The 13309-nt window shown below is 31.6% G+C and carries 12 protein-coding genes, 1 tRNA gene and 1 pseudogene; 6 read left to right on the top strand and 8 right to left on the bottom strand.

What is annotated here, in order from left to right:
* Position 1: 1 nt before the first annotated feature.
* The 7 genes and pseudogenes from METVU_RS05770 to METVU_RS05745 form a co-directional block, all read right to left on the bottom strand.
* The gene (locus METVU_RS05770; RefSeq protein ID WP_015733255.1) at positions 2-1594 is read right to left on the bottom strand and encodes a DNA methyltransferase; all 1593 of its coding nucleotides are present in this window, start codon (positions 1592-1594) and stop codon (positions 2-4) included.
* Positions 1591-2736, bottom strand: a complete 1146-nt coding sequence (locus tag METVU_RS05765; RefSeq protein WP_015733254.1) for a bifunctional 5,6,7,8-tetrahydromethanopterin hydro-lyase/3-hexulose-6-phosphate synthase — start codon at positions 2734-2736, stop codon at positions 1591-1593. The genes METVU_RS05770 and METVU_RS05765 overlap by 4 nt, the downstream gene beginning before the upstream one ends.
* A 26-nt stretch (positions 2737-2762) precedes the next feature.
* Positions 2763-2858: pseudogene (locus METVU_RS09200) on the bottom strand (hypothetical protein); the annotation flags it as partial.
* Between the two features lie 113 nt (positions 2859-2971).
* Positions 2972-3745, bottom strand: coding sequence for a dihydroorotate dehydrogenase electron transfer subunit (locus METVU_RS05760; protein ID WP_015733253.1), 774 nt, complete (start codon positions 3743-3745; stop codon positions 2972-2974).
* 57 nt (positions 3746-3802) lie between these two features.
* Complete coding sequence (truD, locus tag METVU_RS05755; protein WP_048196853.1) at positions 3803-4999, bottom strand: tRNA pseudouridine(13) synthase TruD; 1197 nt, start codon at positions 4997-4999, stop codon at positions 3803-3805.
* A 213-nt stretch (positions 5000-5212) separates the two neighbouring features.
* Positions 5213-5285 (bottom strand) — tRNA-Val (locus tag METVU_RS05750).
* A 154-nt stretch (positions 5286-5439) separates the two neighbouring features.
* Positions 5440-5772, bottom strand: a complete 333-nt coding sequence (locus METVU_RS05745; protein ID WP_015733251.1) for a hypothetical protein — start codon at positions 5770-5772, stop codon at positions 5440-5442.
* A 296-nt stretch (positions 5773-6068) separates the two neighbouring features.
* Here METVU_RS05745 and METVU_RS05740 point away from each other — a divergent pair, with 296 nt between their 5' ends.
* The 3 genes from METVU_RS05740 (at position 6069) to pdxS (ending at position 9727) form a co-directional block, all read left to right on the top strand.
* Entirely contained in the window at positions 6069-7424 is a 1356-nt protein-coding gene (locus METVU_RS05740; RefSeq protein ID WP_015733250.1) for a TldD/PmbA family protein, read from the top strand.
* A gap of 154 nt (positions 7425-7578) precedes the next feature.
* Positions 7579-8538 carry a TIGR00341 family protein gene (locus tag METVU_RS05735; protein ID WP_015733249.1) on the top strand — a complete coding sequence of 320 codons (960 nt, stop codon included), beginning with the start codon at positions 7579-7581 and terminating at the stop codon, positions 8536-8538.
* A gap of 187 nt (positions 8539-8725) precedes the next feature.
* Complete coding sequence (gene pdxS / locus METVU_RS05730) at positions 8726-9727, top strand: pyridoxal 5'-phosphate synthase lyase subunit PdxS (RefSeq protein ID WP_015733248.1); 1002 nt, start codon at positions 8726-8728, stop codon at positions 9725-9727.
* A gap of 119 nt (positions 9728-9846) precedes the next feature.
* On the opposite strand, the gene METVU_RS05725 is transcribed toward pdxS, so the two are convergent.
* On the bottom strand, positions 9847-10680 hold the full coding sequence (locus METVU_RS05725; RefSeq protein ID WP_015733247.1) for a phosphoadenosine phosphosulfate reductase domain-containing protein: 834 nt from the start codon (positions 10678-10680) through the stop codon (positions 9847-9849).
* Positions 10681-11141: 461 nt separating this feature from the next.
* Here METVU_RS05725 and METVU_RS05720 point away from each other — a divergent pair, with 461 nt between their 5' ends.
* The 3 genes from METVU_RS05720 to METVU_RS05710 all read left to right on the top strand — a co-directional run bounded on the left by METVU_RS05720 (position 11142) and on the right by METVU_RS05710 (position 13309).
* Positions 11142-11675, top strand: a complete 534-nt coding sequence (locus tag METVU_RS05720) for a CDP-2,3-bis-(O-geranylgeranyl)-sn-glycerol synthase (protein WP_015733246.1) — start codon at positions 11142-11144, stop codon at positions 11673-11675.
* A gap of 3 nt (positions 11676-11678) precedes the next feature.
* The gene (locus tag METVU_RS05715; protein ID WP_015733245.1) at positions 11679-12161 is read left to right on the top strand and encodes an ACT domain-containing protein; all 483 of its coding nucleotides are present in this window, start codon (positions 11679-11681) and stop codon (positions 12159-12161) included.
* 122 nt (positions 12162-12283) lie between these two features.
* Positions 12284-13309 (top strand): homoserine dehydrogenase, encoded by a 1026-nt coding sequence (locus METVU_RS05710; RefSeq protein WP_015733244.1) that lies wholly within the window; start codon positions 12284-12286, stop codon positions 13307-13309.

Below are 13309 nucleotides of genomic sequence, written 5' to 3'. Positions count from 1 at the left end.
ACTATTCCTCCATTTTTAATTCAAAGATGCTTTCATAGTATGGGTTTCTATCTCTCTCTGTTCTATTTAGAACAGGTCTTTTAAACTCTCTAACTAAAATAAGCCCACTTTTCTCAAAAATCTCGTTATATAGTTTCTTTTTATCATTAACTACAATGAAAATCTTCGCATCATTTTTCAAAAATTTTTTCATATTGATTAACACATCTGACATGCCTTCAATATACTCTTTTTGTGCTTTCTTTGAACTACCTTTAAATTTAGCCCCAATTTCCAACTCATCCAGTCGTGGAATATCAAAAAGCTCATAAGCATAGGCATGTTGTTCATGATAGTCAATCTGCCCTAAATAAGGAGGAGATGTAAAAATACCATCAATTTTTTTGTTTTTATAAAGTTCATAAAAGTTTGGATGTTTTTTTAGTTCTTCTTCAATATCAACAGTCCTTGAGTCCCCGTTAATGATTAAATAATGTGCATCTTTCCTAATCTTTGAAAAGTCCACTATTCTGCTAATTACATCATTTGTATAGTCCTCTAAGTGTCTTAAAATTGTTTGAACTGGTCTGCAAATTTTTTTATGCTTATAGCAATAGTATGGGTCAAAAACTGGCTCTTTTAGTGTGGCTAAATCAAAATGAGTAGTTCCTCTAACAGACCTTGCCGTTCTACTCAAAATGATCATTGCCACTTTTTTTATTACTTCATCTTTACAATCGTTGATTAAATTTAAATAAAAGTTTAATTCTGCCCTAATTCTTGGAGAATACCACTTATATAAAAATGGCTTATCTTTAAAAATATCATCAAATTTATCATCATTTTTGCAATATTTTTCCTTAAGTTTTTTATATTCTAAATAAAACATTTCCATGATTTTTTCAGAGTAGCTATCTTCATCAATCTCTTTTTTTGATAATTTTCTTTTATATTCTAAGGTAAAGTATTTTTTGTTGTATTTTTTAATTAATTTATCCATTTCTTTAATAAATTCCTCATCTCCTAAATTTTTTGAAAATTCCCTTGTTTTATTTAGCATATCTAATAAAATTTTCTTTAATTTTTGAATATCGTATTTCTGCAATTTAACTTCAGCAATTAAACAGTTAAATGGTGATATATCAATGCCAATAGAATTAATGCCCATCTCCATACATTGCACCAATGTTGTTCCGGAACCCATAAACGGGTCTATTACAATATCTCCAACGTTAAAATGTCTCTTTAAAAAATATTCTGTCAATTGTGGAATAAATTTTCCTTTGTATGGGTGAATTCCATGGACATGTTTAGTTCTTTCCTTCTCAGATAACAAATCAAATGCTAAATCCCAATTCAATTTAAATCCCAATTTTTCTTCCCATTCTTTTCTTTTTTCAAAAAATAATTTTTTATAATAGTTTTCAACCTCGTCAATATCCACATAAACTCTATTTTTGATTTTATACTTAGTGACTCTTCCATACTGCACCAAATATGAAATATTATGCTCTTTAATTTCCCTACTAAACTTTTTTGTTAATATTCTCGATGCCTCTTTTATCGTATAAAGTTTTTTTGCTGACTGCATATTTAACCATACATCCAAATTCATAATTCTTCCCCTATATCTTCATCTTCATCAAAATAAAGCCGATAAGTGTCTATATCATAACCCATCTTATTTATAAACATCCTAATCACTCTTCCCGGGTCTCTTGATTTTGTAATTGCCCTACCAACAATCAATATTTGATATTCTTTTAAAAGCTCCTCAACATTCTCCACTCCAACTCCTCCAGCAATTGCTAATAAGCAGTTTCCTTTAAACTTCCACTCCTTTTTAACTCCAAATGTTTCTTCATCAATCCCTCTATGCAAGATAACAACATCTGGCTTTAATTTTAATGAATCATATAATTTTTGTGGCTCAGAGACATTCATCATATCCAAATAACTTATTAAACCACATTTTTGACATTCGTGGATTGCCTTAATTATTGTTGATTTTGGAGCTACCCCACTTATTGCCACTGCATTAGCTGTTGCTTCAAAAGCTAATCTAACCTCAACCCTTCCAGTATCTAATGTTTTTAAATCAGCAACTATAAACCCATCGAAATACTCTCTCATTATTTCAATAACCTCTAAACCAAACTTTTTAATTAACGGAGTTCCTGCCTCTAAGATGATGTGATCACTTTTAGGGATTGTTTGTAATAAAAACTCTAAGTTTTCCATTGTTGGAACATCTAACGCAATTTGTAGATATGGAGGATATTCTAATCTAACATCCCTAAATCCAACTAATGGATGCAAAGCTCTGTATTTTTCTTTCTTCACCTTCTCTTTTGAAGGATATTCATTTAAAGCTCTGTTTATAGCTAACTTTGCTGAGGCGTAGAAGTATTGGAAGAGTTTTCTCTTATTTAGATTGGTTATTGGAACTTCTGGAACATTAACAGAGATAACAACCTTTAAGTTCTCATCTAAATCCAAATCAGCAACTGCTTTGGCAACAGCATACTGAATAACTCCCTGAAATAGCTCATCTTGTATATCGCTCTCTATATTATGCCTTGGAACTACCAAAGTTAATGGTTTAACTATTAAATTAGGCCTTAAATTGGCAAATACACAGTTGCCTCTTGTTAAGGCATTTGTGAAAATTTCATTGATCTCTTTATCATTTCCTAATGCAACATTAATTATTGCTTTAATCTCATTTCCCAAAACTGCTTCTCCGAATTTTATCATAACCATCCCTATATAATTTTTAATAATTATAACAACCTTTTTATGGCATTCCAAACTAAATAAGATTGTGGTTTTAAAATCCTTCTAATAGGATCTAAAAATAAGATATTTCTCTCAACTAAATTATTTTTACCACCTATTTCAAAAAACTACACGCTTTCCGCTCGCATCCCTCTTATACTTCCCGAACAACCTTTTTAGAAAAGGTTGATCAAAACTAAACATCTATTAGTTGTTAATAATAAACCTTCTTACCACTCGCATCCCTCTTATACTTCCCGAACTCTTTAATAAATTTCAACTTATCTCCCCAAAATACAGGGCCGTCTTTACAAACGCAGAGACCTTCATCATCTACACAACACTGTCCGCAAATCCCTATACCACACTTCATATACCTCTCCATTGAAACCTGAACTGGGATGTTATGTTCATTAGATATATCAACAACCTTTTTCATCATTATCTCTGGCCCACAAGTTATAATTAAATCAAATCTCTCCTCTTTTAAAATTTCTTTCATTTTTTCAGTTGTAAAGCCCTTAAATCCAAAACTGCCATCATCTGTGCAAATCTCTAATCTACTAACTTTTTCAAATCTATCTAAAAATAACAGTTCATCTTTACTTCTTGCTCCCAATATGGTAGTTATTTCAATTCCCTGTTTCGAAAAGTCCTCAACTGCTGTTATTATGGGAACTGCTCCAATCCCTCCCGCAACTGCTAAAATTTTGTCTCCAATGGGCTCAAAATATGTCCCATAAGGGCCCCTAACTCCTATTATATCTCCTTCTTTTAGTTCATGCATTTTTTTGGTAAAATAACCAACTTTTGCAACACTAAAACTATTTTTAGAAGAAAATCCAAATGGTTTCTCATCAACTCCTGGAAGCCAAAGCATTGCAAACTGTCCCGGCTTAAAATCGAAATCTCTATCTATTATAAATGTTTTTACTGTTGGGCTCTCTTTTATTATTTCTTTTATTTTGCAAATCACTGGTTTTTCCACGATACCACCACATAGTTGTTTTTGATTTTGTTTTTAATAATTTTTATTGCTTTTTACTTATTTTTTCCTTTTCTTATTTTTTATGCCAAGAAACGCTCGTTTTATGATTATTGTTGCATAACTTCCTTTTTTTAATTCAAAAGTTAGGGTTATTTTATATTTTCCTTTGACCAGATCATCTTCCACAATATCTCCAATTTTTAAGTTTTTTGGAATTGAGATAACATCTCTTTCTCCACGGACAAAGTTTCCAAGTATTTTTAAGTCCTCTTTTTGGAGATCTTCAATTTTTATATTTTCTTTTTTTAGCACTCTCTCTATGATCTTTTGTTCTTTTTCAGAGTAATGAGCTTCAGGAGAAATCATTGGAAATTTCAAATTTTTTAAATAATTTAGAGAGTTTTCATCAAGTTTTTTATAGAAGAGGAGTGATCCACATTCATACTCGTAGTAAACCCGATCTTCTTTTGGAATATACTCTTTTAGAAGTTCTTTTATACATTCGTTCCATAAATAGCTTTGGTATGCAGAAAGGAATAGTTTTTTTAACCTATCGTCTACATAATTAAATGCTTTTTTGTAATCTCCACTCTTTTTAAGTTCTTTGACAATATTTACATACATTTTTGCTTTTATATTATTTTCTTTTATATATTTCCAAATTTTCTCCCAGTCCCCCCAGTTTTTAGAGATAAATCTTTTGAGATCTTTTATCCTCTTTTTTTCTGATTTTTTGTATCTGGTCAACAATATTTTTACTGCTTCTTCTATATTTCCCATTATTATCTCTTTTGCTATAAATTTTCCATCAAAAACGCTACCAAACCTCTGACTATCGAAGTAGTTAGGAGCTCCCATATCTAAATATTTTAGATTCTCTTCTAATTTTGGAATATCTTCTTTTTTTATTCCTCTAATAGTTATAGTAAATTTATTACCCTCTAAATCCCCTAATAACAAAAATCTCGAGATTCCTATGGGTTTTAATTTTAGGTTTGGCTCTTCTAAATATAATTTCTTATAATATTTCGGTATAGAAATGTATTGCTTAGTTATTGCATGTCTATCCTTTAAACCGCAGTATCCTATATCTTTAAGAGGGATTTTGAATTTTTTTGAGATATAAGACAGAGCTTTTAAACTTTCTATATTTTTTTTAGTTAAAATATATAAATAACACTTGTCCCCTGCTATTTTTTCGGGGTTTATGATTTCTTCAACAATAAAGTCCTCTGGTTTCATCCTAAGTTTCACAATTTCACCGATTTTTATTTATGGACATAATTTTGGTTGTAATTGGTTTTAAAAATACTAAAATATCTAAAATAAAATATTAAGTATTTAATAAAGGTGTTGGTAAAAATAATATAAAAAATAACTCAAAATAAAAAGATAAATTAAGTTAGACAGAAGGTTAAGTAGTTAATAATCTTCAAAAATAAAGTAATTTAAAAATGAAAAATATAATGGGCTCGGCGGGATTCGAACCCGCGACCTCCGCCTTGTGAGGGCGGTGTCATAGCCACTAGACCACGAGCCCAATGCCGATTATTAGATAATAAAATCCTCATATAAAATTTTTACGATAGTCATTTTTTCCATATTTAAATTTAGATCATTAAAATAGCAATAACATATAAAAAGTTATGAAAAGATATAAGTAGAATAAACATTAAATCCTTATTCTGGCATAATTATGCTTGCACATCTTTAAGCTCAACTTTCACTCCGCCAATTTTTGAAGCGACAAAGTTATATATTATTCCAAACAATCCTCCAAAGACAAAACCTACTGCAAACGATATTATAACTGCAATTACCCATATAAAAATACCCATAACTAAACCATAACCAACCATATATGCGAACAATCCAGCCATTTCACTATGCACTGCGGCTAAGCTTATCATCGACGCAACAGCTGGAATTATTAACATGATCAACCCAAATATTGCTACAATTATAGAATGGATCATTCCAGAAACTAACGCAAGAGATATGGTATTTATTCTCTTTATTTCTTTCATCACGGTATCACCTCTTTTTTGTTTGTGAAGCCGTAAAAATATACAACAACTACTATATATATTTTTCTATTATTTAACAATTCAAATTATTTGATACTTTATAGAATTTATGATATATGGGACGTGAATGTAGGTGAAATAAAAATAAGAGATTATTAATAAATGTTTAGCATTTTTAATCTAAAAAAACTTAAAAAACTTAAAATGATAAACCTATAATATTTAATATTTAACACCCCACATATCATCAATTTAATTTTAATTAAATCAATCTAAAAAATAACTATGGTGAAGATATGCTGAACTTAGAAAGATTAGAGAAATTATTAGAGTTAGGAGATTATGCAGATATTAGAATAAATGTTGGAGAAACAACAACTCTTACATTAAAAGATGGAAATATAGAAGAAATCTCCTCTGGGTTTGGTAATGGAGTTGCAGTTAGGGTCTTGTATAAAAATGGATGGGGATTTGCTACATCAAATATTGTAAGTGAAAAAGAAGTAGAATCGCTATTAGAAAGAGCATATAAGATGGCAAAATTATCCAATAGATATTCAGAAAAAGACGTTAAGTTGAAGGATTATAAAACAGTTATAGACGAATACAAAATGATAGGAAAAATAAATCCTATAAATGTGGATATTGAAGAAAAAAAAGAAATTATTATGGAAACATACAAAATAATGATAGATGAAAAAATAAAAAGTATTTCTGTAAGTTATTCTGACGGATTTTCAAGAAAACTCTACCTAAATAGTGAGGGATCGAGAATTGAAGGAGAGATAACAAGATGTATAATGTATATGAACTGTGTATCCCGAGAAAATGGAAATTTACAGTATGGATCTGAAAGGGCTGGAGGTTTTGGATTTGAAGAAATAAAAAATAACTACAAAACATTAGCTTCAGAAGCTAAAAATCGAGCAATACGATTATTAAATGCAAAACCATGTCCAAAAGGAAAATTTAAAGTTATATTAGACCCAGAACTTGCAGGCGTCTTTATCCATGAGGCAGTAGGGCATGCATCTGAAGCGGATCTTGTATTACAGAACGATAGCGTATTTAAAGACAAGTTGGGAGAAAAAGTGGGCAGCGAATATGTAAGTGTAGTAGATGATTCCACGATAAAAGGAGCTTTTGGATCTTATGTCTATGATGACGAAGGAGTTAAAGGACAAAAAACTACAATAATTGAAGATGGGATCTTAAAAACGTTTCTTCATTCAAGAGAGACAGCTGGGAGAATGGATGCTGAACTAACAGGTAATGGAAGAGCGGAAGGGCTGAACAAACCAATAGTAAGAATGAGCAACACCTATATAAAACCTGGAGATTGGACATTTGAGGAGTTGTTGGAAGATACTAAAAACGGAATATTTTTAAAAGGTTCGAGGGGAGGGCAGGTTGATACTGGAAAAGGCCTGTTTCAGTTTAGTGCGGTTGAGGCATACCTAATAGAAGGAGGAAAATTAACCACTATCTTAAAAGATGCTGGGCTGAGTGGAGAGATATTAGATATTTTATTCAAGGTAGATGCAATAACTAAGGATTTCAAACTTAGTGTGGGATACTGCGGAAAAGATGGGCAAAGTGTTCCTGTTGGTGATGGTGGAGGGTTTGTTAGAACGATAGCTACGGTTTCATAGCTTAACTTTTAAATCTAACTTAAATCTATTTAGTTTTATTATTTTGATATTATTTTAATAACTCCAATATATATCTTATATATATCTTATCGTATTAGAATCAAAGAGAATTAAAAAAGAACATTAAAAATATTAAAAAGATGGGCGTTTAGTTATGAAACTTAGATTTATCGAGTGTTATATTCCAAAGCATTTATTTGTAGGGATCGATGAAATAAAAAAATGGGATGGAGTCGTATGGGCAGATGTAAAAACAAATAATTCTATCTCAACAATACAAATCTTGACAACATTAAAAGATAGTGAAAAGATCGTTGATAAGCTAAAAGAGGAGTTTGGAGGAGCAAATTACAGAATTGTAGTGTTTGAACCAACAATGACGTATCCTCCAATTGAAGAAAAAGAAGATAAAGAGCCAGAGAGATTAATCAGGGAAGAGTTATACAACGTGGTAGCAGATATTGCAAAACTCAATAAAGATAATATAATGATGCTTCTTCTTTCAACGATCGTTGCGATAGCAGGGATATACAGGAATGATATTGTTTTACTGATCGCTTCTATGATTATTGCCCCACTATTAAGTCCACATATTGCATTGGCATTATCGATTACTGTGGCAGATTACAAACTGGCATTAAAAAGTATAAAGACGATTGTTGTGGAGTTGCTGATTGTGATTGTTATTTCAGCCATAGCGGGACATTATCTTCCTATAAATTTAGAAAATCCTCAGATACATTCAAGAATAACATTAGATCTATGGAATGTGGTAATCGCACTTTCGGCAGGGATAGCAGGGAGTTTATCGACAATAACTAACATATCCTCTTCAGTTGTTGGAGTTATGATTGCGATTGCCCTCTTACCTCCTCTTGTAGTATTTGGACTACTAATTGGGGCGGGGTATGTAGGATATAGTTTTTCAGCATTTATATTATTTTTAATAAATATGATTGCAATAAACCTATCTGCTGTTGCAATATTTTCCTCATATGGTGTTTCACCATACAGATGGTGGGAAAAGGAAAAAGCAAAAAAATATACAATATATGCAATAATACTTTGGCTCTCTTTGCTTGTATTTGTTTTTGTTTTAATATTCACTCGATAATTTTTAACAAAAACTATAAAAAACATACATCAGATATAGAATTGACGTTTAAGATGATAATGAAAAATAAATATCAAAATTACAATAAATTAAATTCAAAATAAAAATTATAAAGAACAATAAAACAATAGAAAAACAATAGAAATGCAAAATCTAAATAGAATATGAAATCCTAAACGGTGAGATTATGGAAACTGCAAAGAAAGGAACTGATTTACTAAAAAAAGGATTTGCAAAGATGGTTAAACATGGAGTTGTAATGGACGTTACCAATGTAGAGCAGGCACAGATTGCTGAGGAAGCAGGAGCTGTTGCAGTTATGGCTTTGGAGAGAGTTCCTGCGGATATAAGGGCAAGTGGTGGAGTTGCGAGAATGTCAGATCCTGCGTTAATAGAAGAAATTATGGATGCTGTTTCAATCCCAGTGATGGCAAAGTGTAGAATAGGCCATACAACGGAGGCAGAGGTTTTAGAGGCGATTGGAGTTGATATGATAGACGAGAGTGAGGTCTTAACACAAGCAGATCCTTTCTTCCATATCTATAAAAGGAAATTTAAAGTTCCATTTGTTTGTGGAGCGAGAAACTTAGGAGAGGCAGTTAGAAGGATCTGGGAAGGAGCAGCGATGATAAGAACAAAGGGAGAGGCAGGAACTGGAAATATTGTTGAGGCAGTTAGACATATGAGATTGATGAATGAAGCGATCTCCCAGTTAGAAAAAATGTCAGATGATGAGATCTACGGAGTTGCTAAATTTTACGCTGGAAGATATGCTGAGTTATCAAAAACTGTTAAGGAGGGAATGGGATTACCAACATCTGTTTTAGAAAACGAAGTTGTTTATGAAGATTTTACGCTCTCTGAGATCATTGAAGGGCTTTACTCCACTCTCTTAGAAGTAAAAAAACTGAAAAGATTGCCTGTTGTTAACTTTGCAGCTGGAGGAGTGGCAACACCCGCAGATGCTGCATTGATGATGAAACTCGGTTCTGATGGGGTTTTTGTTGGTTCAGGGATATTTAAATCAGAAAATCCATTAGAAAGAGCTAAGGCAATAGTTGAGGCAACGTACAACTATGACAAGCCAGAAATCGTGGCAGAGGTTAGTAAAAACTTAGGAGAAGCGATGAAGGGATTAGATATAACTCAAATGAGTGAAGAAGAGAAAATGCAATATAGGGGAGATTAAATCAAATCAACAAACGATTAAAAATTATAAAAAATTAAAAAAATCAAAATATATAAAATCAAAAAATAACCACAACTTCAACAAATATTTTTTTAGATTTTTTAGATTAGATTTTAGATTTATATATTTAATCCCCTCCTTCTCAACTCTTTATAAACCTCTTCTGGAATATCTGGCTTTTTAAGAACTTCTTCTGCTTTTTCTTTTGATAACAATCCAAATCTAACGAGTGTTGCAACTCTATCAACTTCAAAACTAAACCCATACTTCTCATAAAATCTCTCTAATGCAACACCCAGAACTAAACAGTTTGTAGTGTAGCCCCCCAAATTCGGCTTTTTCCATGGAAGATTTTTTAGCATTTTATATTTTTCCTCTTCTTTAATCTTATAAGGAGCAAGAAGTCGAATCATCTCTACTCCTTCTTTCATCTTTCGTATTGCAGAGTGTCCAAAGGGTAGTTCATGTCCTGTTATTATATACTTCATGTTCAACATTTTAGCTACTCTCCAAACCTCTCGTAGTATAAGCTTAGAGCATCTCCTACAGGGGCTCTCCCCTCTCCTTATTGCATCTTCAAAGAGATCGGTATAATCACGATTTAATATCATTAGATCTACTTCATAATATTTCGTTATTTTTAGAGCATTTTCTATTGCTTCCTTTGAGATATAATTGTTGTCTACCATGACACATAAGGGATTTAATTTAAACTTTTCTTTTAATAATTTCAATGCTAAAACACTATCCTTTCCTCCAGAAAATGCCAAAATGCAATGATACCTTCCTTCCGACTTTTTTAGGTTGTGCAGTATTTCTTCTACTTCTTTTTTCATTAATTCAAAATTTGGAGGATATTTTAAAAAATTTAAGCAATCTATACAAAATACTTTTCCATTTTTATTTATTATCTTCTTTGTTTTAGAAGTGTGAATACAAATTGAGCATTTCATAATTTCACTTTGAGTAATTTTTATATAGAAAGGGAGTAAACTATTAAGAGTTATTACCTCCTAAACCTTTAAGATTTTAACTGAATGATTAAGTGTTTTTTATTAAAAATACTGAAAACGAATGATTGACATATATTGAGTTTATATAGTTTAAATTAGATAACTAATCATTGAAAATAGAAAATAAAACTATAAAGACACCTTGAAGTAATAATCAGAAAAAAGACCACAAAAAACTGAGAAAATCTAAAAAATAAAAAATAACAGATAACTGATTAAAATGAGTAAAGAATTAAAATAAATACAAGAATTAATCATAATATCACGAAATTAAATTATGAAATTACTGTAAATGTCAATACATACACATGCATATATGGATATAAATAGATATAAGAGATGATAGTTATAATATATCGAAATAATTATAAAAACGATCTCATCACTTTGAAGGGGAGAAGATGTTTTATAGGTTGTTATTTGCATCGTTTTGGTATATTCTTCCAGCGTATGTGGCAAATGCCTCTGCTTGCATATTCGGTGGAGGAACGCCAGTAGATCTCGGGAAAGATTTTATTGACGGAAGAAGATTAATCGGCAATGGAGTGACATACAAAGGTTGTATTTTTGGAGTTTTATGTGGAACATTAGTTGGACTAATTCAGGGTATACTGGTTGATCTTAGCATTGTTAACTCGTTGGATTTTTATGGAACAGTTTTAGATCACGTAATACTGGCTTTCTTTTTGTCCGTTGGGGCAATAGTTGGTGATGCAGTAGGTAGTTTTATAAAGAGGAGGTTAAATATTGAAAGAGGAAAGCCAGCTCCATTATTGGATCAACTTGACTTTGTTATAGGTGCTTTGGCATTTGGATACATTGTTGCACCAATTCCTTATGAAATGATGATTATTATTTGCCTACTTACGGTGTTTATTCACTTGCTTGGGAATATTGTTGCCTATAAGTTAGGAATTAAAGAGGTGTGGTGGTAAATTATGATTACAATAGATATTGAGTTAAAAGACAAACCGGGAGAGTTGTTAAGAGTGTTAACTCCAATTTCTAAGTATGGAGCAAATGTGATCAGTGTTATTCATTCAAGAGAAGAAAAAAGAGGAGGAAAAGTCCCTGTAAGGATTGTTATTGATGTTGAAGATAAAGATAAGTTAAATATGATATTGGAGGACTTAGAAAGAGAGGGGGCAGTGATAAAAAAGATTGACGGAAGAGATAAAAAGGTTTACTTGGATGTTGTTGTTATTGGACATGTAGTTGACACTAACGTTAGAGATACGATTGACAGAATTAATCAGATTGGCCTTGTTGAGGACTTAGATCTGATCATGCCTCATCCAGAAAAAGAGTCATCTGCAATGATGAGGATTATAGTTGATGAAGAGAAGATAGGAGAACTTTTTTACTTGTTTGAAGAGTTGGAGAAAGAAAAAGGACTTTTATTTGTTAAATCAATGATTTAAATATAACGTTATGCGTTAGATTTATTTAAATTTGTAAATTTACTGTCTTTAAGGATTTCCTTAGATCACTTTATTAAAGATAAAACTTTACAATGAACATTTAATATAAAAATGGTGAGATAATGAAAATAATTCTTGTTGGCTTTGGAGCGATTGGAAAAGGAGTTGCTAAGGTTTTACACGAAAAAAGAGATTATTTAAAAAAGAACTATGGGGACTTTAAGGTAGTGGCAATAACTGACAGTTCTGGCTCAGCAATCGATGAGAATGGTTTAGATCTAATTAAAGCGATAGAGGTTAAAGAAACAACAGGATCGATCAAAAACTATCCAGAAAAAGGTAGCAAAATGAAGTCAATAGATGTAATAAGAGAAGTTAAAGCGGATGTGGTTGTTGAAATCACACCTTCAAACTTAGAAACAGGAGAGCCAGCTAAGACCCATATTTTAGAAAGTTTTAGAAATAAAAAACACGTTGTAACTGCAAATAAAGGGCCGCTGGCATTGTGTTATAAGGAGTTGGTTGAAGAAGCGAAAAAACACGGTGTTATGTTTAGGCATGAAGCGTCTGTTGGTGGAGCAATGCCTATAATAAATTTGGCTAAGGAAACCTTAGCTGGAAATGAAATTTTATCAATAAGGGGAATTTTAAACGGAACAACTAATTATATATTGACAAAAATGGAGAAAGAAGGGTTAGATTTCGAAACTGCCTTAAAAGAAGCAAAAGAGTTGGGAATAGCTGAAACAGATCCTACACAAGACATTGAAGGTTTAGATACTGCTGCAAAGATTGTTATTTTAGCAAATTCAATTATGGGGTTGGAGAAGACAATAAAAGATGTTAAAGTGAAGGGAATAACAAAAATAACTCCTGAAGCGTTGTTTTTAGCTAATAAAAGGGGTTATACTATAAAATTAATTGGGCAGATAAAAGAAAATCATTTGATTGTTGAACCGATGCTTGTCCCAATTGACAGTCCTTTAAATGTAAAAGGAACGTTGAATGTTGCAATGTTTGAGACAGATCTGGCAAGAGAAGTTGTTGTAGTTGGAAGAGGAGCGGGTCCAATAGAAACCGCCTCAGCAATTTTAAGCGATCTGATTCACATCTACACTACAATAAATACAAAACAAAAAATAAAATAA

It is taken from the genome of Methanocaldococcus vulcanius M7, assembly GCF_000024625.1.
Lineage (GTDB): Archaea > AGJL01 > Methanococci > Methanococcales > Methanocaldococcaceae > Methanocaldococcus > Methanocaldococcus vulcanius.
This window is presented reverse-complemented; position numbering and strand designations above follow the sequence as displayed.

Coding starts and splice junctions, on each gene's coding strand:
- METVU_RS05745 (WP_015733251.1), bottom strand. CDS start 5,772: ATGAAAGAAATAAAGAGAATAAATACCATATCTCTTGCGTTAGTTTCT.
- METVU_RS05715 (WP_015733245.1), top strand. CDS start 11,679: ATGATTACAATAGATATTGAGTTAAAAGACAAACCGGGAGAGTTGTTA.
- METVU_RS05720 (WP_015733246.1), top strand. CDS start 11,142: ATGTTTTATAGGTTGTTATTTGCATCGTTTTGGTATATTCTTCCAGCG.
- METVU_RS05710 (WP_015733244.1), top strand. CDS start 12,284: ATGAAAATAATTCTTGTTGGCTTTGGAGCGATTGGAAAAGGAGTTGCT.
- pdxS (WP_015733248.1), top strand. CDS start 8,726: ATGGAAACTGCAAAGAAAGGAACTGATTTACTAAAAAAAGGATTTGCA.
- METVU_RS05740 (WP_015733250.1), top strand. CDS start 6,069: ATGCTGAACTTAGAAAGATTAGAGAAATTATTAGAGTTAGGAGATTAT.
- METVU_RS05770 (WP_015733255.1), bottom strand. CDS start 1,594: ATGAATTTGGATGTATGGTTAAATATGCAGTCAGCAAAAAAACTTTAT.
- METVU_RS05725 (WP_015733247.1), bottom strand. CDS start 10,680: ATGAAATGCTCAATTTGTATTCACACTTCTAAAACAAAGAAGATAATA.
- METVU_RS05765 (WP_015733254.1), bottom strand. CDS start 2,736: ATGATAAAATTCGGAGAAGCAGTTTTGGGAAATGAGATTAAAGCAATA.
- METVU_RS05735 (WP_015733249.1), top strand. CDS start 7,579: ATGAAACTTAGATTTATCGAGTGTTATATTCCAAAGCATTTATTTGTA.